Raw genomic sequence first — 20556 nt, forward strand, 5'->3', positions numbered from 1 at the left:
ACGAGAATCCTTATCCGCCGCCAGAAGCAGTGATCAAGGCGATTCAAGACGCGGCGACTGGTCCTTTGAATCGCTATCCGGATCCGACCGCCAAGTCGTTCCGCAATGAAGCCAGTCGTGTGTTGGGTGTGTTTGGGTGGGGGGGGATCAGGCAGGAGCCTGTGGTGCAGTGCGTGACAAGGCGGGAGCCTTGTCACAAGGTTTTGATGGGGATTGGATCGGGCAAAGAGTGAAATTGACCTTCGGCCAATGGTGATTGTTGGCGTCCGTGGTCCTACGGCGTTGCCGTAGGCTACGGTGAGTGAGGCCTTCGGCCAAACGTTTGTGGAAAACGCAGGGGGCTTGTTTGGGCAGGCGGGAGGCTGCAGTGCAGTGCGTGGCAAGGCGGGAGCCTTGTCACGAGTGCTTGGTGGGAACTGTGCCAGGCAGAACGCTGCTTTCGGCGGAGCGAAAGGCGACAATGGCTTGGTTTGGAGGGGCTGGCGGGAGCCTGCGGTGCAGTGCGTGACAAGGCGGGAGCGTTGTCACGAGTGCGCTAGAGGGCGCTGGTTTCGGCGGTGGGGTAGGCGACGATGGTGTGCTTGGTGACTGTGAGCTTTGCCTAAGCATGGTGCTTTGCATTCGCTATTCGAACCTTGCACGGATGCTGAACTTGTGACGTCGATTTGAACGGTCGGCGTCTGAGTCACATCGTTCAAAAAGAAACGCCCTCCTCCCAGAATCACTGAGAGGAAGGCGTTGTCGTTTCGGAGGCTGAGAGCATTTCAGGGCCACACTTTAAGCCCTGTGCATCGCAAATTCAGCGGATACAAACGTCTCTTTCGTGGAGCGAAAGGCGACATTCAATAACCAACAGGTTGCTAAGCCTGTGCACGCAGGTCGTGCGCTTTGGCTTTGGCGTCTTCGGCTTTAACGATGTATTGCTGGTCTTGCGTACCAGCCCATGCGCGTTGGTAAGTCACGCTCATCGCGGTGTAGTTGAACGGATCGTTCGGCTCTAGTTCACAAGCCTTTTCACCGTGCTCGATCGCCAAATCGTGTTGGCCGGTTTTGGTGTAGACGCGTGAAAGCGCGAGGTGTCCGAGGACGAACGTGTCGTCTTCCTCGACGATCTCTTTGAGACCTTCGATCGCTGGTTCGTACTGCTCGTCGTCGATCAGTTTTTCGACTTCGTTGTACCGGGTGTAAATGTCACTCATAAATTCTCTATCTCAATTCCAATTTGATTCGGATCGCTTGGCTAGCGACAGTTCTTACAGGTCGGCCAAGTTACGAAGCACGGTGGGCAGGATGCCGCCGTTGCGGTAGTACTGCAGTTCGACGGGGGTGTCGATACGTACGACGCAATCGAATTCGGTCACTTCGCCGTCAGCGGCAGTTGCTGTGACCTTGATCGTGCTGCGTGGTTCGAGGTCTTCGGACAACCCTGGGATGTCGAAGGTCTCTTCGCCGTTTAAGCCAAGTTTTTGCCAAGTCTGGCCATCGGCGAATTCCAACGGAAGCACACCCATGCCGACCAAGTTGCTGCGGTGAATCCGCTCGTAACTGGCCGCGATGACGGCTTTGACGCCTAGCAACATGGTGCCTTTGGCTGCCCAGTCACGACTGCTGCCCGTACCGTACTCGGTACCGGCCAAAACGACCAGCGGCGTGCCTTCGGATTGGTACCGCATCGACGCTTCGTAAATGCTGGTCACTTCGTCGGTTGGCAGGTAACGCGAGTACCCGCCTTCGGTGCCTTGGGCCAGTTGGTTGCGAATACGGATATTGGCGAACGTGCCGCGAACCATCACGCGGTCGTTTCCGCGGCGTGATCCGAAGCTATTGAATTCCTTCACCGGGACGCCGGATTCTTGCAGGTATTTACCGGCAGGGCCGTCGCTGGCGATCGCACCGGCGGGCGAGATGTGGTCGGTCGTGACCGAATCGCCAAGCAACACCAAGCAACGGGCGCCTTCGATCGGAGCGATCTTTGGGTTGGCGTCTTTGGTGACGTGATCCAAGAACGGTGGGTGGTGGATGTAGGTACTGTCCTCGCTCCATGGGTAAATCGCGCCTTCGGCGGCATCGATTTGGTTCCACAGTTCGTTGCCTTTGACAGCCGCACCGTACTCCTTGGTGAACATTTCCGGGTCGATGCTGGTTTTAATCGTTTCACGGATTTCGTCAGCGGTCGGCCAAACGTCTTTGAGGAATACGTCGTTGCCGTCGCTGCCCTGTCCGAGTGGCTCGCTGTCGAGGTCGATGTCGGTCGTTCCGGCCAACGCATACGCGACGACCAACGGTGGACTGGCCAGGTAGTTCGCTTTGGTCAGCGGGTTGACGCGGCCTTCGAAGTTACGGTTACCGCTAAGCACGGCTGACGCGACCAAGTCACCTTGTTTGATCGCTTTGGCGACCGGTTCAGGCAACGGTCCGCTGTTTCCGATGCAAGTCGTGCAGCCATAGCCGACGGTGTTGAAGCCCAGTTGGTCGAGCGCGTCGGTCAGGCCGGCTTTGTTCAAGTAATCGGTGACGACACGCGAGCCCGGTGCCAAGCTGGTTTTCACGTGCGGTGCGACTTTCAAGCCTTTCTCGGCAGCTTTCTTTGCCAACAGACCGGCACCGATCATGACCGATGGGTTGCTGGTGTTGGTGCAAGACGTGATGGCGGCGATGACGACGGCACCGTGGGTGATCTCGGTCGATTGGCCGTTGTCTTCGACCGTACCTTTGCGATCGAGCGCCGAAGGTTCCAAACCGAAACCGGTTTTGCCAACCGGCGCGGTCAGGGATTCGTTGAACGCAGATTTCATGTCCGACAATGCGATACGGTCTTGTGGACGCTTCGGTCCCGCCATACTTGGCACGACGGTCGACAGGTCCAGCGACAGTGTCTTGGTGTAGTTCAATGGCGAATCGCCATCGTTGCGGAACAAGCCTTGTTCTTTGCAGTAACGCTCGACCAGTTCGATCGACGACTTGCTGCGTCCGGTTTGACGCAAGTACTCAAGGGTCAAGTTATCGACGGGGAAGAAGCCCATCGTCGCACCGTATTCCGGTGCCATGTTGGCGATCGTCGCTCGGTCGGCAACGCTCATCGCGTTCATGCCATCACCAAAGAACTCGACGAACTTTCCGACCACGCCTTCTTGACGCAAGATCTCGACGACTCGCAAGACCATGTCGGTCGCGGTGGCACCGGACGGCAGTTGACCGGTCAGTTCGAATCCGATGACTTCGGGCATCAACATGTAAAGCGGTTGGCCGAGCATGTTGGCTTCGGCTTCGATACCGCCAACGCCCCAGCCCAAAACGCCCAGGCCGTTGATCATTGTGGTGTGGCTGTCGGTACCGACCAACGTATCTGGCACAGCGACCGGGCCATCGGGAGTGTCAACCAATGCGACAACGCGAGCGAGGTATTCCAAGTTGACTTGGTGGACGATGCCGACGTTTGGCGGAACGACACCGAAGTTATCAAACGCTTGCTGGCCCCACTTCAGGAACTCGTAACGTTCGCGGTTGCGTTCGAATTCGATTTCAACGTTTTTGGACAGTGCATTGCCGCTGCCAAAGAAGTCGACTTGGACGCTGTGGTCGATGACCAGATCGACTGGAATCAGCGGATTGATTTTGTTCGGATCGCCACCGATACGTTCCATCGCCGAGCGCATCGCGGCCAAGTCGACGACGGCAGGAACGCCCGTGAAGTCTTGCAGGACAACGCGGTAGGGTTTGAAGGGCAGTTCTTGTTTGGCCGGGTCCGCCGCATTCCAGCTGGCCAAGTTCTTGACGTCTTGTTCGCTGACGGAGAAGCCGTCGCAATTTCTCAGCACCGACTCCAGCAAAACGCGAATCGAAAACGGCATCCGATCAATCTCGCCTAAGCCCGCATCCTGCAACTTGCTCAGGCGGTAGATCGTTGCTTTTCCATCACCGGTTTCAAATTGGTCGCGTACGTTAAACGGGTCAGAACTCACTGCGTTTATCTCTCTGGCTTGATCTGGCGGGTTAATGCTTGCAGTTCGATCGGGACCGAACCGCCCCGGAAAGTACGCAGTTTATCGCCTGGCGCCGGTTTAGTCGCCCCCAGCAGTGATTCCAAACACAAGGTTCGTCGAGATACCGATAGCCGTCCGATAAGGGGGGCTGACAGTGACTTTTCGAGGCGTCGAATTTTTGCGAACTCCTGAATTTCGGCAGCAGAATTCGCAAAACACTGGGCATCGCGAAAAAACAGCGTGTTGGCGGACGGCAGCGTTACGGGGTGCCCTGTTAAACCAGGAAAGATACAGGCTGTGTACCGGAAGTACGGTTTCTCTTGCTGAGCCCGACTCTCACAAGTCGATAAGCCTTCGCGGAAGCATCATCTCTTTCGAGGTTATCGAATGTACCAGTCATCCCGCTTGTCGCAGCGCCGCGTTCAGCTGCAGGAAGCAGTCGCGAATCGCGCGATCACGTTACCAGTCGCCGATCTTTCTTGGGGCCATACGCGACGTTGGTTGCGAACGTTGGGCCTGACCGTCGGGTTCCTCGGCGGGCTTGCAATGCCAACCGCAATGGGCGATACGCCTTGCGACAGCTACCAGCCATCCTGTGACGCAGGACTTTGCGACTGTGGCATGTTTGCAACCACCGGAGCCTGCGACGAGGCGGGTTGCGATGGGCTGCCACACCGAAAGCCACACAATCCGCTGTTTGCGACTCTTGATGCGGTCGCAGGTGGCATTGAAAAAACACTTGGTTTGGACAAATGCAAGACCAAGTGCAACTGCCAACACAGTGTCTCGGGCTGCGGTTGCTCGCACCATACCGTGGAAATGCTCCCCAGTGTTCCTGTCAGTCCCGCTCCGCTGTCGGGCCGCACGCTTCCGTTGTCCAACGGCGGAACGCTAAAGCCACTGCACCAAGCAAAGCCGGTGCCGTCGACGCCATCGCACGAAGTCGCGCCGTCCCTTCCGGCCGTGCCCAAGATGCAATCGACTCCGCCGCGGATTATTGAAACGCCAGCGGAAACGGCGCCAATGCCGACCGCACCGCCGTCGCTGCCCAAGCCCCAAGCGGTCGAACCAACGACACCTGCGATACCCGAACCGACTCCGGTTCCGGAACCCGCGCCGAAACCCGATCCAATTCCAGCACCAATGGATCAGGCTCCTGTCGAACAGACCCCCACAACGCCGGACCTGTTCCCTTCGGACGCCGACGCGATGCCACCGGAAAACGAGGCGTTCTCGCCGCTCGACGAAGCTCCAAAGTCACCCTTTGGCGACGACCCCCAGCCTTTGCCGCCAGAAGACGATGGCTTGAACGACATCTTCGGGATGCCGGAAGAGGCTCCGAAGCCGACGCCTCAACCAAAGACGCCGACTCAACCGGAGAAGTCGCCGTTTGATATCCTCGACGAGGAACTCAACGGGCTGGACGATCCGTTCAAAGAGGACTCGGTCAATCTTCGCAGAAACTACCCTGCGATTCTGCCAGCTGGTGCTCGCGCATCGTCCTATCGACGCTCGATGCAAGTCCAACCGATTGGCAGTGGATTGCGTCCGGTGTCCGCTCCGGCGGCGCTACAACCGGTGAGTCATGAAGAGCCAATGCAACGATTGGCACCACTTGGTGGCGGCGGAAAGCTCGCGCCCTATCGAGCGCGCCGCTAGACGCGCCCCACCGGACTTGGTCGGTTAAGACTGACCATCCGTTTGATTCGAAAGACCGTCAGTCGCTTCAGCGGACTGGCGGTTTTTTCGTAGCATCTCGCTGACTCGTTCCAGCAATGCCAAGTCTTCGGAGCTGAGTGCCGCTTTGCCTTTTTCGCTGACGATTTGCAGCACTTCGTCGAGCCGCGAAATGTCAAAGGCCTCGCTTCGCTCACGCTGCAACGCAAGCCGTGCTCGCTTACGTTTCTGATACAAAAGAAACGAGTCTGTCGCACGTTTGACAAGCCCAGGGGATTTGGCCCGCTGCGATCCTGCGAGTCCCGGAGAACCGGTCAGGTTCGATCCGTGGGACCGAGTTGCGGCAAAGCTTCCCGAACCGCTGGCTGGATAATCCAGCAGCAAGGCTGCGGATTCGGACTGATCGATTTTGGCAAACTCGACTGAACGAATCCAAGCGACAACATCGCTTCGTCCCGCGGATTGCCATAGCAGCAGGGAGAGCAAGACGATCGCGGGCCAGCGGGGAACTTGTTGTGTGGGTTCGACCAGCAAGATCGACAAGGCGATCAACATCAAGACCAGCGACAGGAGCTGGATCATACGACGGGCGAGCTTGCGTTTGAATTCCTCGTCAGCTTCGGCAGCGAACAATGCCATCAGCGAGATCAGCCCGCCTCGCCCAAGATTTCGCGGCATTGGGAACGCTTGGCAAAACGCTTGGAACCAGAACATCCAAGTGGCTGCCAAGTAGATGTTCTCGACCGTGCCAAATCCAAAACCGGGAGTTGACAGGGTTTGCGTCCAATTCGCGAGAGTGCCCAGATCGAGAGACTTCGCTGACAGGTGCATCGCCAAGCAGCCGACGCCCAACACGGTGAGGGCGGCTAAGCAGGTCCCAGCGACCAGAACATTGGTTGCCGCGGTCCAGCAGCGTCGTCGGGACAAGGGAAATCCGACTTCGGCACCGAGCAATCCGATTGTTAACGAATCAGAGTGGGCGAAGGTCGTTGATTGGAAGCCCAAGAAAACGATCAACTGCACCAACCATCCGGTCGCCCAAACCGCAACGGTCGTCGACGCGACGACAGGAAGATCGGCTTGGCCTTGCCTGTTTTGGATCGTCGCGACCAAAACGGCTACGATCGCCAATGCGATGAAAACCGAATAGCTCACATAGATCGCGATACCGGCGATTCGCCCGACTGGAATCGACCAATTCTCCGGCGGCGGGTAGCGGAGTGGGCCTTCCGGATTCTGCGAATCGAGATCGTAAGCTTGCATCGTGTTGCGAGAGGCAATTCGTCTGAGGTTTCAGGGACCGAGCGAAAGCAGACGTGTCGTGAGCAGAAGATCAACTGACGGAAACTTGTCGCTTCGCGCCGGATGAAATGCCCGCGAAATTATACGGTCCTCCCCCTGAAAAACTCTCAAGGAAATCGGGGGAGCACCGCAATTTCGCAAACTCCGGTGTCTCTGTCCGCTGAACGTCGTCCTTTCGAACGCAAGGTGGACGTTGCTATTGCCCGTCACCAACCGGCAAGGTTTCGAGAAGCTGGTTGATTTTCCCAGGCTGTTTTTTCAGCGTGAACGAATCGAACACGTCTCCAACCGCCGTCCGAGCTTCATAGGTTAGCTGGTCGCCATCAATCTTAATGATCTGATAAAGCTGTGTATCGGATGTCTGACGCACCATGAATTCCTGGCGCTGTAGGTCGTACATTTTGGGGCCGCTGACGGAGACGACGTAGACGGTTCCTGTTTGATTGTCGCGTTGGTTCACGCCGACCGGGACGTTTGCCTCGGTTGGGGTTTCCAGACCAGTACGCCCGTAGGTGTGGTCGTGACCCTGCAAAACGATGTCGACGCGGTAGCGATCAAGGATCGGTTTCCAACGCACACGCAGTTCTTCGTTGTCGCGGCCTTCGCCGGTTGAAAACACCGGGTGGTGGAACGTGCAGATTGTCCAGTGACATTGATTGGCAGCGAGGACTTCTTCAAGCCACTTTGCCTGTTCGTCCAACATCGTGTTGCTGTTCATACCGATGATGCGGACACCTTGGTAAACGAACGTGAAGCAAGATTCTTCCAGGCCTTCGGGACCATTCGTCGGCAACGCAAAAGTCGGGCGCCAATGGTGTGATAGACGTCGAGTGCCGTCTTCGTTTTTGGCCTGCTCGTGATTTCCCGGGACAGGAACACTGGCGATCATTCCGTTCAGAAAGCCGCCTGCGTAAAACCACTCGCCCCATTCGGCATCCGATTCGGCTTGGTTCACGAGGTCTCCGGCATGCAAAAAGAACGCTGCCTTGGGCGCGTCGGAATGAGCTTCGCGGATCACACGCGACCACATTGAACGCAAGTCGTTTTGGGCATCACCGAAGTAGATAAACGAAAACGGCTTGGCTTCCGAACTCGCGGTGGTGAAGTGAAACCACTCGCTCCATGTTTCGCCATCGCCAACTCGGTATGCGTATTTGGTCTCAGGCGACAAATCTGTGAAGTTGACCGTGTGAAAAGACGCTTCCCCAAGGTCGCTGACCAAGTTTTCGGACGTCGCCGAAACCGACGAGGCCGCCTTGGTGAATTTCGGATTGGCCGACGCAACCGCGATCTCTGCGACCGCGCCTTTTACATCGGTTGACGTCCGCCACGTCACCGCTTGTGTCGTGGCCGGATCGCCGGTCCACGTCAAGACGACACGATCGGGAATGGCCGTCGGGCGATAGACTTCTGCCGGGCGTGGAGGCTTGGCATGATGATGGTCGCCACCTTCATGCGCTTGGCAGTCGCCCGATGCGAAGGCTGTAACAAACAAAAAGGACAGAACCAGGCGACCGGTGAGGTGAAAACCGGTGTGGGTAGTTTGGGGCGTGCAGAGATGGTTCACGATTAAAGTTTGTTGGAATCAGTGCGGTGGAGTAATTCGTCGCAGAAACAACGCAGCGGACAGAACGACACGCGAAGTACGACGAATGGCCGTCAAGGATGGCCACTATCGCACACTTTGCAAGAGGATTGGTGCCACATTTCGAACGATCGATTTGTCCGTCTCAGGATCTCGATTGGCCAGGAATCTAGCGTTTATCGCTCGACGAGGCCATCTGGCAAACACCGTGTTGTGTCGTCATCCGTTCGAGTCGCTTAATCGTCACGGGCGTCAGCCAGATGACGGGGTCTACCCGTCATCTGATCCGTAGATCGTTTCCCGCTGATAACTCTGTGGAATGCTCCCAACGAGTCGTCAGCGACTCGCACGAATGCTTGGAGGCGACGTTTCTAAACAGACTGTGCGAAGATGCACGCTGGTATTTTTTTCGAGGTCCGTTGCCAGATAGGGCTACATTCTCAAGGTCGAGCGCCACGCCATGATGCAAACCAAAATCCGCCCGACTGGGTACGAGCGAACCTTTGCCGAATCTGAAATCATCGTCAGCAAGACGGACCTGAAAGGAATCATTACCTACGCCAACCACGTCTTCACACGGGTGTCAGGTTTTAAGGAGGCAGAGCTTCTTGGGCGTCCGCACAACATAATCCGCCATCCGGAGATGCCGCGATGTGTGTTCAAACTGCTTTGGGATGTCATCAGCCAAGGCAACGAGATCTTTGCGTACGTGATCAACCTTTGCAAAAACGGCGACCATTATTGGGTACTCGCTCACGTCACGCCTAGCTTTGACAACAGCGGAAAGATCATCAGCTACCACTCCAGCCGACGTAAGCCTGACCCTAAAAAAGTCGCCAAAGTGGTGCCGATCTACAAGGCATTGTTGGAGTGTGAAGGAAAACACGCAGATTGGCGACAGGGAATGGTCGCTTCAACGGAGATGCTTTTGCAGCACCTTGATGAAGCTGGCATGCAATATGACGAATTCGTTTTCTCTCTCTAGCTCCCGATTTGAACGTGACGCACGCAACGTTAGCAACACCGAACGCCAAGCCAGAATTGCCAGCGGTATCAACCACCAGTGTCTCTGATTCGGGCGCCGATCGCGACGCGGACAAACACCGTTTTTTTAGCGAGGTTGCCAAGGTCTGTACGCGGGCGTCCAAAGGTGATCTCGAAGTGCGAATCCTGGGGTTCGATCAATTGACCGATGATGATCCAGAACTTGCTGCGGTTCATCACGGCATCAATTCGTTGCTCGATTACACCGAGTCGTTTATTCGCGAGGCGAAAGCGGCGCTGAGCTATGCTGCCGAAGGAAAGTACTTCCGCCGAGTACTTCTGGGCGGGATGAACGGGACGTTTCGTCAAGCATCTGAATTGATCAACGTCGCTTCAGAACAGATGAAGGCGAAGTCAGACGAGATCGAACTGGCGAAGTCTCAGCGACTGGCGATGGCCGATTCTTTCGAAGTCACCGTCAAGGGTGTTACTGATTCGCTATTGGAAGCGACGCATGAATTGCATCGCGTTTCGAGTGAGCTTTCCGATACGGCGAAGCAAACATCGCAGCGGTCCAAGAATGCTTTGGAGACATCGCAGCAAACCGTGGAAAACGTTCGTGAAGTCACCAACGCGGCCGAGCAGATGCGGGCCTCGATGATCGAGACCGACAAGAAAATGCAAGAGACTTCGGATCGCGTTAAACGTGTGGTAGAAGAAGTCGCCAACGCGATGTCAGTGATGCAAGAACTCGGTCGTTCGTCAGCGAGCATCGATAACGTTGTCGAAACCATCGAGGAGGTCGCGCGATTGACGCACTTGTTGTCATTCAACGCGGCAATCGAAGCGGCGCGGTCTGGCACAGCCGGCGCCGGTTTTGCCGTCGTTGCAAGTGAAGTCCGTAACCTTGCCGAACGGACCAAAACGGCAACACAACACGTCAAAGAAGAAATCCAGCTTGTCCAATCGAGCGCCGAAAACGCGGTGAAGTCGATCGGGCGTTTCGGCGACGAGATCAAAGAGCTAAGTCGCACTAGTGATTCAGTCAGTGAGCTGATTTACGGGCAAAAACTTGCGACCGAGGAAATCCAGAGTCATGTCGCGCAGGCAATGAAACAGACCGAATCGGTAAACATCAATATCGTTGGGGTCTCGGGAGCTGCCACGCAGACCGACGTTTCAACGGAAAAACTACAAGGCGCGTCGATTGAATTGGAACGCCAGAGCGAGGCGCTTTCCGACGGTGTGGAAGCTTTGCTCGCTCAGATTCGAATGGATGCCTAACGGCGCGTTGCAATTCAGATTCGTTCTTTCGCAACGTCGGCTGTCGCTCGGCAAAAGCAGCGGTAAAGTTCGCTACGATCGCGAAGCGAAAAGCGACGCGCAAAAATCAACAGGGGGCGACCGACTCGTGCCGTCAGTCTCGACGTACTTCGCCAATCTCGCTCTGCACCTTCGGTGATGATTGAGAAGCTGTGTTTATCTCAAGTGTTGCAACCACCAGCGAGTGGTCCGAGCCATCACGTTTTTCGATCGATGAATGCGTCGTTCGGAAATGTGGCGTGTGAAAGATGTAGTCAATTCGTAGGGCGAGTGGCACTGGCCGGGTCGGCCAAGACCAGGTTGGGTGCGTATCAGCATCCTCGTTGATTGACGCGAACGCATCGGTCAGCCCGAGTTCTCGCAAACGCTTCGGCGCACAGAACGTCGACAAGCTATTGAAGTCCCCCGCAATGACTGTGGGCAAATCCTTCGGAATGGCTTTGGCAATTGCTGTTACTTCTATCGCATGGTTGCGTTCTGTCGCTGAAACGCTGGCCATCGCGTCAACAAGGCTAACGTCGCGATGGATAACGAATGGCGACAAATGCACATTGATGAGTCGAATGCGATCTTCAGGAAGTTCTACAGTCGCTGAATAGAAACCGAAAAAGTCGGCTGTGGGAGGAGTGAAAGCGAGGTCTGACAGTTCGAATCGTGAAGCGAATGAGAACCGTTCCGCCGGATACTGACCGTTGTGCCCTACGGAATGAAAGTGTGGATACCTGTCTCCAAGCTGCTTCTGCAAAAAGGTTTCTGACTGGGGTGTGGTCTCTTGAAAACAGATTACGTCCGGGGATGTCACACGGATCGCATCAAGCACTTGATCCCCGCGCCGATTGGCCCAATTGAGGTTGTACGTTGCGATCCGGATCGAGTCCGCCGAAGTGTTTGGGGCAAATGTGAACGCAAATGCCAACCAAAAGTAGGCACCGAGTTTTACGTTGAGGTGACTTGCGATTGTCCGCTGCCAGTGCACCATGAAGAATCTGGAACCTGTTGGTGAACGTTGAATCGTTTAGACAATATGACGTAGATCAATCAGCAGATGTGCGGGTAAATGGTGCGATCGGGAAATGGTGCCCATAAAACGCGGCTACGATTCGGTTGAACGCGCACAAAAAAACGCCACTGCGACCGCGTGGCGTTTCTGTAAGTTTGCAAAGGACGGGGGTTAGCCTTCCACGCTACCCGTGGCGACGCATTTGACGCTCCGGCCACCTTTGAGATTGGTCTCGATCCGAATTTCTTGTCCAACTTGGTCCGCGCTATCACCGGCCGTGAATCGCATCGTGACGAAGTGAAGTTTCTTTTCGCCTTCTGGGGCGTCGAACTCGAACCGGCTGTCTGCACAGACCACTTCGGTGATCGAAAACGGCTCTTCACCTCGAACGACGAGTCGCTTCTCAACGACTTCGCCTGGTTTCGCGGTTCCCAGGTTGACCGCTGCCGGCGACACACTCAAGCTCGGACGAATACGCCCGTTGACTGACATTTCGGTTGTCGGGAAACGCGTGTCATTGCTGATTAAGGTCAGCCGCTCGCGGACGTCGCCTTCTGGCATCGTCGGCAGAACCTTGACCCGCATGCGATAGCGGACCATGCCGGGCGATTGCTGCGGAGGGCTGAGTTTGACTTGCAGGTGTTCGCAGTGGCTGCGGACATCGGTGATTTGCCAATTGCTGTTGCCGGTGTGCGTCACGGTGATGTCTTGTTCCGATTCTTCGCCGGACCCAAGTTCGCCGAATGCGACTTCAGCGGGTTCAAAAGAGATGTCCGTGCGAATGTAGCCTTCGACCTTCAAGCGGACTTCGGCGTAATACGGCTTGTCAAAGACGATGGTCACGGTTGCTGACTTTTGACCGATGAACGAGTCGGTGTTGAACTTGGCGATAATCGCCGCAGTCTCGTGCGTTTTCAGCGTGTCTTTCGATACGGTCGGTGTGGTGCATCCGCAGCTCGACCGTACCGCGGCAACGTGTACGTCTTCTTGGTACAGGTTGGTGAAGTCAAAGTGATACTCACATTTGGCTCCACGACCGACCGCTCGGAAATCGTGTTCGGTGGTTTTGAACATCTTCTCGGCCCAGTTGGCTTGCTGTGCCGAAGCAACTGCGGAGAAGCTTAGTGAAGCAAGCAGCGCGGCAATGGCCAACAGAGCGCCGCTACTGAGTCGCAAGACGTTACGCCGAAGGTGGGATGGAGACAGGCGTTGAGGCATCGATTCGCACCAATCGTTTCGAGTCGTGTGCAATTCAAACGAATTGCCCGCAAACTTTATCAGAGTTCACTGATTTGAAGTAGGCGCATCCGGGCCTACTGTATCGATTGTTTCGGCTATTTCGTCGAACGTTTCCAACAATTCTTTTAGTCGTTCCATTGGTAAACCGACGACGTTGCTTTCGCTGCCGTTATCAACGATGCGAATCCAATCATTTCCGTCTTGGTATCCGAACGCGCCCGCTTTACCTTCCCAGAGCATGGTCTTGAGGTAGTCCGCGATCATTGCGTCAGACAGTTGTTCCATCACCAATTCGGTTCGCACGACGTCGACGACGCATTTGCTGTCACTGGAACGCCACAAGCAAACGCCCGTGTAAACATCGTGTTTTCGGCCACTTAGCGTTCGCAGCATTTCCGCCGCATGGCGGTCGTCATGTGGCTTTCCCAGGATTTGTCCACCAACTGATGCGACGGTGTCGGCGGCCAGGATCAGCGCGGACTGGTGGCGGGACAGGACGTCTTGAGCTTTGCGGAACGCGTAGCGGGCGACCAATTCGGGGGCCGTTTCCCGACTGCACATCCCACATTCCGCATCGGCACCGGCTGGATCGACGGTGAATGAATACCCCGCAGCTTTGAGCAACTGAGAACGTCTTGGTGAACCGCTTGCCAGGACCAATGGCAAATCGCCAGGGATGGCGGCTTGGGGAAGTGCATTCATCAATGGAAGGTGTTCGGAGATCGCCATAGGAATTGTGAGGGTGACGTTCGTTGGACGTGTTTATCGTTGGTTGCTGTCAATCCCGCCGACCAATTCCCTCGATTGAGACTCAAGCGTCCAACGCAAAATCGCCTGATCAGTGAAGCGGGATCAGGATTCCGGACTTGGCGGGTCGATTGACGAGTCCCCCGCCGGCGGTGGTGGCGGGTCATTGGGGCCGTGATTTGAACCGGGAGGCAATCCGCCATCTTCAGGTGGTGCGGCGCGGCGTTGTTCCAGTTGTCGAACCGCGCCCCTGAGTGATTCCAACAATCGTGGAACCTGGCCCGATGCGACGAAGATCCGTGCGCAGACGGCGGACTGCGGGAAGAAACTGGTCAGGAAATCCAAACCGAATTCAGTCGCCCCATGTCCAATCATCACCCCGTTGGCATAGGTTCCGCTAAGCACCTCATCGGGGAGTTTCAGGTCGTCATAGATTTCCTGAGGTGTCGGACGACGCGCGTCTGGATTCTGAGGCTGGGGGTGCGGGACAACGGGATCGCCGAAGCGATTGCTGTACAGCTCGAGATTGGTTTGCAAAGCATCAATGAACTGCGGCATCACCGGGTGGGGGATGACCACACGCGCGGCGACTTTGTGTGGCCGACCGATCGTTTGCAAAAAGTCGACAATGAACTCCGTCGGCCCAGTCATCACGATCGCGCCGGTGCTGAACGTTCCGCCGGCGACATGATCGGGAACGCGGGCCCGCAAGGGCGGGTTCTGCGTGTTTCCGGGCTCTTGAGGTCCTAGATCGGGTGCTTGGTCGTCGGACATGTCGTTTGGCAAACCGCGGGTCGGAGGCTGGTCGATTGTCGGTGCATCGCTCCGTACAGTCTATGGATGTGCACAATTGCCCGAAAGGTGACCTTCTCTAAACGTTGTTGCTATTGAGAACTGTTTTCATTAAGGCTAAGTTGGTAGGTATCCGTTATCATTTGCCGTTCCAAACCATTCCGCAGCCGCCGGACCGATGCCAGAAGAACCCGAACAGTCGCATGCCGCGACACCACCGATCGAGCTTCCAAAGATCGTTCGGTTCGAGGAGCTTGCCCGCTGCGGTGAAGAGATCTGGATCGAGTTTTCGGGGCAGATCTACCGGCTGCGTAAAACTCGCCAAGGCAAGCTGATTCTGACCAAGTAGCAGCAACCTGGATTTTGGAGCGGGGGCTGGCGAGCCGACTAGCTGCGTGCGGAAACCGGCAAGTGATTTTTCCCCGTCCCACCTGACGCCTTGATCCAACCAAGCCCGCGGTTGCCGTGGCGAACGACAAGCCAGCCTTTTTGATCGCAGGCAATTGCTTCCCCGGCCAAATACTTTGCCGCGATGTCGGCATCTACGTCAAAGACGGCTTGGTGGTCTAGGTCACGTCGCCGAGCGAGATGGTGCGACGGTTTCCATGTCTGTCCGGTTCGGTAGGCCAGTTCGGGCCCACTCTCGGCAACCGATTCGACCCACGCGGGTGCGTCGACCGGCCAGCCCCATAGAATGACCTCGGATTCCTTTAGCCTGACACTCGCGGGGTCAACGATTTCCGCGACTGCATCGGGGATCGTCGCCGACGGTTTGCCTTTCCGTTTCTTTTTGCGTTCTCGAAAGACGCCTTCACTGGCGACGTCAAAGCCGGCGATCAGAGATGCCGCGAAGCTGCCGGCGCATTGGTGGCGATGCGGCCAAAGACGATAAGCGCACTTCGAATCATGGTGGCTTTCATACGGTAGCAACCGATCAATGGGAGCGGCCAGCATTCCACAGTGGTCGATCATCCAGTCGACTTGGTTTTCGTTTTCTTGCTCGGCAAAGGTGCAGGTACTGAAGACAAGTTTTCCGCCCGGGCGCAGCAACTTGACGGCAGCAGCAAGAATTCGTTGTGCTCTGGCGGCGCTATGTTCGATCTGCGTTTGCGTTAAAGCGGCAAGTGATTGCTTGCCGCGGCCGAGCAGTGCTTGCCCGCTGCATGGTGCATCAACAACGACACGGTCAAAGACGCCTCCCAATTGGTCTGCCAGATCGCTGGGGTCCATCGCGCTGATTGCATAGCGTGGGATCCCTGTGCGGGCCAAGTTGAACGCGAGTGGCGCTAACCGCGATCGAATCGGCTCGTTCGCAAGCAAGAACCCGCCACCTAGATTTTCCAACAATGCTGTCGCCTTGCCACCGGGTGAGGCACACAGGTCACAGATCAGCGGCGCTTCGCCCTCTGGCAACGCTTGGTCCGTCTCGCAAGCTGCCATCGCCAGCATCGAGCCGGCGTCTTGCAGATAGTAGTCGCCAGCGGCATAGCTCAATTGCCGACTTGGGCGAATCGAGGGATCGGTGGACTCGTAACCTTGTCGGTACCACGCGATCGGTCGCAGCGGAAAATCGACATCATCTTGGGACAGGCCCCAGCGCATCCGCAGGGCGCTGGGATGTTTGGTCAGCATGCTTTGGGCAAACTCATCCACCGACTCAACCGAGGCAGCCTGTCGTCCGAGGCCATGTAGCAATGATTCAGCGAAATCTTGAGACGGCACGTTGAAGGAGACTCGAGTAGGCGGGTGTGGAGTCGATTGAGAGTCGTTCTAGCGACGACCCATTTTTTGAAGCACGCCCATGATCAATGAAAGCGTACCGGCGAGCAACAACGGCGACGTGAAGGTAAACATGATGAAAGCGCGGTGTGCCAGACGGCCAGCGTCCTCACCACCATCGGACGTTTTCCCATACAGCAGCACACTGATCTCTTCGCGAATCATGGGGACCCGTGAAGCATAAAACAGCGCGGCGGACATAAACGCGAACACCACCATCAGCAACAGCATCAGTGACAGACTGATCTGGAATCGCTGCCGATTGATTGGCCGCTTGCCGGATGGAACGTTCGGCGTTGAATGCGTTGGGTCATGCTCGTTCATGATTCGTACGCTTGGGGTGGCAATTCAGGGAGCGGTTGTCGATCTGGTTCCGCGGGTTTCCAAAAGTCCTCGACGTCTTGTCCTCCGGTGTCACGACGCAACAGAAGGTAGACGCCCCCGAGCAACCCGCAGGCGAGTAGCAAAAACCAAGCGGTCAACAGCAAGCTGGTTGATTGTGAAGCGGCCGCGGCAAAGTCGATTGGTGAAGGCATGCGAACTGCAATCCAGCTCCAAGCGGCATGCGAGAACACCGTGATGTAATCGCTCGCCTGTCGTGCGATATGCAGCAGCAGACTGACGATCAGGGTGTACCACAGCAGATGAAGTGGTCGACGAAAAAGTGATTCGTAACCCCGGCTGATCGAATCAATAGGATCCGGATCGGGTTCACACACCATGGCGCACCAGCCCAGTGGAGTGGCGACGACCGCACCCGCTGCTGCAACCCCGATCGGTACGCCGACGACGCCCACCAGCCAGCCGGTCGCGGTGGTCAGCCAGTGATGATCCATGAATGATGCCGGCAAGCTGATCAGGTACAGGCCTAGCAACATCACCGCGATTGCGAAGCACAGGATGATGGGAATCAAATAGGACGAAAGCAACCGGCGCAGAACGAGCTTGATTGTCGGCACCAGCGGCGGCAGTCCACGATCGGCTGACAGCGACGCTCCCGCTCGCGCGAGGCACTGAATGGTGGGGGCCCAGATGGCTACCAAACAGGTTGCTAATCCGGCAATCGAAAGCAAGTGAGTTTGGCCGGGCGATATCGCAAGCGGCGATGAAGGCGATGTTGCGATTTCCAGGCTAAAGCTTGGGCCAAACAGATCAGCTTTCAGCAACGGAAAGATCTGGAATGCATTCAAGACGAGGCTGCTCGCGATGACCGCTACGATGGAGCAGGCGAGGTAACTCGGTGAAGCAAGTAACCGGAGCACGCGAAACAGTCGCAACCAAGGGGCGAGGTCGACCCAGCCTCGCACACGATTGAACATACCGCCTTCGAATTCATATCCGGCGTGGACGGTACCCTCGTCTAAACCCTCGTCTTTCAAACCGCATCCCTTTCCGCTTGCCTTGGACAACAACTGGCGACTTCCGCTGAAATCGCTGGCGCCAGTATCGCCCACCGCGACTTGGAAACGCAACCTGGGCAACGATGTTGGACGCCACCGCCGCTATTTTGCTCCGCTCCCAAGACGATCTCAATCAGGCCGCGATTCGGGTGGCTTCTGTTTGGGCGGGCTTTTGATTGCGGTTTCCGGCTCGGCGCCAGAGCGCGGCGATTTCACTGAACAGGTTCGGCGCGACCGTTTTTCGGTAGGGCGAATCGGCGGGCAAACCTTCCATCAGTCGGCGGTGAGCTTTACCGAGATTGTGGTACGGCAATCTTGGAAACAAATGGTGCAGCGCGTGATACCGAGTTCCTACCGGTCCCCACAGTTCGCTGATCCAGGGGTGGTGCGGATAGTTGACCGAGTCGAGCAGTTGCTCTTCGAAGGTCATCTCGCCGCCATCACCGGTCCAGCGGTGCGCGCCGAGGGTACGGACTTCATTCAAGGTCAGCAAGCCGATCGCGACCGCATAGGCAACGATCCACAGGGGGTTGGTCCATGTGCCGAAGATGATCTTGTGACCGCAGATGATCCACACGCCAACAAGGAAGCAAAAGAATTCTTGCAGCAACACAATCCGCATGACTTTTTTGGATGCGTCGGTACGCTCGTAAAATGGGTCAACGACCATCGTCGAAGCGTGGCGGTGGACTTTCGATCGCAGTGACGGGAACACCCAGCAGATCGGGCTGAGCACCACGAAACGCATCAACCCGAGCACCGGGATGATCGCCGCTTGCAAGATAAACCCGACGATCCACCAACGGCTATGGTGACTGAGGGCAAGGTATTCGCCATCATGATCGGTACCGTAGTGTTTGCGGCGGTGGTGATCGACGTGGGGATAGTACAAGAACGATGGCACGAAAAGCGGGATGCCACAAAGTGCGTTCCAAACGATGCGGAATGCCTGAAAGCCTTGTTTGGGCAAGTGCACCAACTCGTGGATGAACATCACCGATCGCATGAAGAGCAGAATCGTGACGACGTACGAGACGGCAGTCGCGGCGATCACCCAGGGTTCAAACCCGTAGATCTGCGGCGCGTAGAGCATGATATGGAACGCAGTGAATCCAACGATGATTGAAGCGAGGAAGTCGGTCCAGTAAATCCTCGGATTCGGTTGCGTCAGGTCACCGATCAACGCCCTGGCTTCGGCGAAGGAAAACTGGCTCGATTGTTGGCCAACATCACACCGGTCAAGTTCTTGTGCCGGCCCGATTGCTCGCCCAAGTTTGGCAGCTGGATCAACAGACATCGTTCTTTTATGCGCTGGAGTGTATCTTGGTTGTCTTCATCGTCGCATCGGTTCGGTGATGATGATTAGACCACCGAATAAACCGTACAGTTTAAAAGACCTTGCTCGGAAAATCCCGCCTAATGGGAAAATCTTCACATCAGTCCGATTGTGACAATCGGGCACGGCACGTCGTGGTGGTAGGCGCTGGCGCCGCCGGTATGGTCGCCGCATGCGAGGCGGCACTTCGCGGCGCGCGTGTCGAGTTGCTTGAGAAGAATCGAAAGACCGGGGTGAAGATCCTGATGAGCGGCGGGACACGCTGCAATATCACGCAAGACACGGACGCGAAGGGCATCTGCGCGGCCTTTGGAAAGTCAGGCCGTTTCCTCCAGAAGGCCGTGGGGGCGTTTCCGCCTTCGGAGGTGGTGGAGATGTTCAACGGATTGGGAGTCGCGACGAAAGTCGAATCGACTGGCAAGGTTTTTCCGAAATCCGACCGGGCGATTCATGTTCGTGACGCGCTGCAGCGTCGTGCTCTGGATGCGGGCGTGCGTTTGCGACTGGGGGTCGCGGTGACTGGTGTCACGCGCGATGGCGAGCATGGCTGGTTGGTCCAGACATCCGACGGGCCTTTGCATTGCGATCGTGTGATCGTCACCTCAGGCGGAAAGAGTTGGCCGAAGTGTGGGACGACGGGAGACGGCTATCCCTGGATGCATCAACTCGGTCACACGATTGTGCGAACCCGTCCGGCGTTGGTCCCGCTCGTCGGCGGAGAGCGTTGGATGAACGACTTGTCCGGCATCACCTTGCCCGACGTGACCGCCAGCGTCTATGACCGCGACGACTGGAAGACCAAGTCGGGGAAAAAGCTCAAACCGCTTTCGGTGCGACGCAGCAGTTGGCTGTTCACGCACTTCGGGTTTTCAGGTCCGGCCGCGATGGATGTCAGTGGTGTCATTACCCAAGCGGATTCTTTCGAAAGTCGTGTACTGGTCGCCGACTTGCTTCCCGAGGTTGATGAAAAAACGCTGACGGAGGTGTTGCAACAGCGCGGTGGGGCTGCCGGAAAACGCACGGTCGTTAACGTGCTCGGCGATTGGCTGCCTAGTCGGGTCGCAGAAAGCTTGGCGATGATCAGCCGCGCAGAGGTCACTTTGTCGCAGCTTCCCAAGGACTCGCTGCGTCAACTTGTCGATGCGATCAAGCGGTCTCCCATGCCCGTCGTTGGCACGCGGGGATTTGAGAAAGCGGAGGTGACCGCGGGAGGCGTTTCGTTGAAAGACATCGACTCGCGGACGATGGAAAGTCGGCTTCACCCGGGGCTTTATCTCGCCGGAGAGCTGTTGGATCTGGATGGCTGGATTGGTGGTTACAACTTTCAGGCGGCGTTCAGTACGGGCCGAGCAGCGGGGATTGCCGCAGCAGAATAAGGCCGCCCGGCGATTTCTTTCCGCATCCGACAA

The 20556-nt window shown here is 56.6% G+C and carries 17 protein-coding genes and 1 pseudogene; 6 read left to right on the top strand and 12 right to left on the bottom strand.

The window, feature by feature from the left end; translation table 11 throughout:
• Positions 1-137 (top strand): annotated as a pseudogene (locus tag CGZ80_RS28800) (histidinol-phosphate transaminase); the annotation flags it as partial.
• Between the two features lie 723 nt (positions 138-860).
• Here CGZ80_RS28800 and CGZ80_RS21240 read toward each other — a convergent pair.
• Together CGZ80_RS21240 and acnA are read right to left on the bottom strand one after the other, a co-directional pair.
• Positions 861-1199 carry a scaffolding protein gene (locus tag CGZ80_RS21240; protein ID WP_094417696.1) on the bottom strand — a complete coding sequence of 113 codons (339 nt, stop codon included), beginning with the start codon at positions 1197-1199 and terminating at the stop codon, positions 861-863.
• Positions 1200-1253: 54 nt separating this feature from the next.
• The gene (gene acnA / locus CGZ80_RS21245) at positions 1254-3962 is read right to left on the bottom strand and encodes an aconitate hydratase AcnA (RefSeq protein WP_094417697.1); all 2709 of its coding nucleotides are present in this window, start codon (positions 3960-3962) and stop codon (positions 1254-1256) included.
• A gap of 408 nt (positions 3963-4370) precedes the next feature.
• Between acnA and CGZ80_RS29060 the strand changes: the two genes are divergently transcribed.
• Positions 4371-5642 carry a hypothetical protein gene (locus CGZ80_RS29060; protein WP_094417698.1) on the top strand — a complete coding sequence of 424 codons (1272 nt, stop codon included), beginning with the start codon at positions 4371-4373 and terminating at the stop codon, positions 5640-5642.
• 24 nt (positions 5643-5666) lie between these two features.
• Here the strand turns inward: CGZ80_RS29060 and CGZ80_RS21255 are convergent, their stop codons facing one another.
• Together CGZ80_RS21255 and CGZ80_RS21260 are read right to left on the bottom strand one after the other, a co-directional pair.
• Positions 5667-6923: a hypothetical protein gene (locus CGZ80_RS21255; protein WP_094417699.1), complete on the bottom strand. Its 1257-nt coding sequence runs from the start codon at positions 6921-6923 to the stop codon at positions 5667-5669.
• A 235-nt stretch (positions 6924-7158) separates the two neighbouring features.
• Positions 7159-8529, bottom strand: a complete 1371-nt coding sequence (locus tag CGZ80_RS21260; protein ID WP_233148570.1) for a purple acid phosphatase family protein — start codon at positions 8527-8529, stop codon at positions 7159-7161.
• 478 nt (positions 8530-9007) lie between these two features.
• Between CGZ80_RS21260 and CGZ80_RS21265 the strand changes: the two genes are divergently transcribed.
• Both CGZ80_RS21265 and CGZ80_RS21270 read left to right on the top strand, forming a co-directional pair.
• On the top strand, positions 9008-9532 hold the full coding sequence (locus CGZ80_RS21265) for a PAS domain-containing protein (protein WP_198953755.1): 525 nt from the start codon (positions 9008-9010) through the stop codon (positions 9530-9532).
• Between the two features lie 14 nt (positions 9533-9546).
• A complete protein-coding gene (locus tag CGZ80_RS21270; RefSeq protein ID WP_094417700.1) occupies positions 9547-10815 on the top strand; it encodes a methyl-accepting chemotaxis protein in 1269 nt (422 codons plus the stop codon).
• 133 nt (positions 10816-10948) lie between these two features.
• Here CGZ80_RS21270 and CGZ80_RS21280 read toward each other — a convergent pair whose 3' ends face one another.
• The 4 genes from CGZ80_RS21280 to CGZ80_RS21295 all read right to left on the bottom strand — a co-directional run bounded on the left by CGZ80_RS21280 (position 10949) and on the right by CGZ80_RS21295 (position 14614).
• Positions 10949-11833, bottom strand: a complete 885-nt coding sequence (locus tag CGZ80_RS21280; protein ID WP_094417702.1) for an endonuclease/exonuclease/phosphatase family protein — start codon at positions 11831-11833, stop codon at positions 10949-10951.
• Positions 11834-12025: 192 nt separating this feature from the next.
• Complete coding sequence (locus CGZ80_RS21285) at positions 12026-13072, bottom strand: DUF1573 domain-containing protein (RefSeq protein WP_233148571.1); 1047 nt, start codon at positions 13070-13072, stop codon at positions 12026-12028.
• Between the two features lie 66 nt (positions 13073-13138).
• Positions 13139-13795, bottom strand: coding sequence for a Maf family protein (locus CGZ80_RS21290; protein WP_094417749.1), 657 nt, complete (start codon positions 13793-13795; stop codon positions 13139-13141).
• A 150-nt stretch (positions 13796-13945) separates the two neighbouring features.
• Complete coding sequence (locus CGZ80_RS21295) at positions 13946-14614, bottom strand: DUF3467 domain-containing protein (protein WP_094417703.1); 669 nt, start codon at positions 14612-14614, stop codon at positions 13946-13948.
• A 196-nt stretch (positions 14615-14810) separates the two neighbouring features.
• Between CGZ80_RS21295 and hemP the strand changes: the two genes are divergently transcribed.
• Positions 14811-14981: a hemin uptake protein HemP gene (hemP, locus tag CGZ80_RS21300; protein ID WP_094417704.1), complete on the top strand. Its 171-nt coding sequence runs from the start codon at positions 14811-14813 to the stop codon at positions 14979-14981.
• A gap of 38 nt (positions 14982-15019) precedes the next feature.
• On the opposite strand, the gene CGZ80_RS21305 is transcribed toward hemP, so the two are convergent.
• The 4 genes from CGZ80_RS21305 to CGZ80_RS21320 form a co-directional block, all read right to left on the bottom strand.
• The gene (locus CGZ80_RS21305) at positions 15020-16354 is read right to left on the bottom strand and encodes a methyltransferase RsmF C-terminal domain-like protein (RefSeq protein WP_094417705.1); all 1335 of its coding nucleotides are present in this window, start codon (positions 16352-16354) and stop codon (positions 15020-15022) included.
• Positions 16355-16402: 48 nt separating this feature from the next.
• Entirely contained in the window at positions 16403-16735 is a 333-nt protein-coding gene (locus CGZ80_RS21310) for a hypothetical protein (RefSeq protein ID WP_094417706.1), read from the bottom strand.
• Positions 16732-17883 (bottom strand): hypothetical protein, encoded by a 1152-nt coding sequence (locus CGZ80_RS21315; RefSeq protein WP_143544075.1) that lies wholly within the window; start codon positions 17881-17883, stop codon positions 16732-16734. The genes CGZ80_RS21310 and CGZ80_RS21315 overlap by 4 nt, the downstream gene beginning before the upstream one ends.
• Before the next feature lie 61 nt (positions 17884-17944).
• Positions 17945-19108 (bottom strand): fatty acid desaturase family protein, encoded by a 1164-nt coding sequence (locus CGZ80_RS21320; RefSeq protein ID WP_094417708.1) that lies wholly within the window; start codon positions 19106-19108, stop codon positions 17945-17947.
• A 122-nt stretch (positions 19109-19230) separates the two neighbouring features.
• Between CGZ80_RS21320 and CGZ80_RS21325 the strand changes: the two genes are divergently transcribed.
• The gene (locus CGZ80_RS21325; RefSeq protein ID WP_094417709.1) at positions 19231-20523 is read left to right on the top strand and encodes an NAD(P)/FAD-dependent oxidoreductase; all 1293 of its coding nucleotides are present in this window, start codon (positions 19231-19233) and stop codon (positions 20521-20523) included.
• Positions 20524-20556: the final 33 nt, after the last annotated feature.

The sequence above is a fragment of the Rhodopirellula sp. MGV genome, assembly GCF_002251265.1.
Taxonomy (GTDB): domain Bacteria; phylum Planctomycetota; class Planctomycetia; order Pirellulales; family Pirellulaceae; genus Stieleria; species Stieleria baltica_A.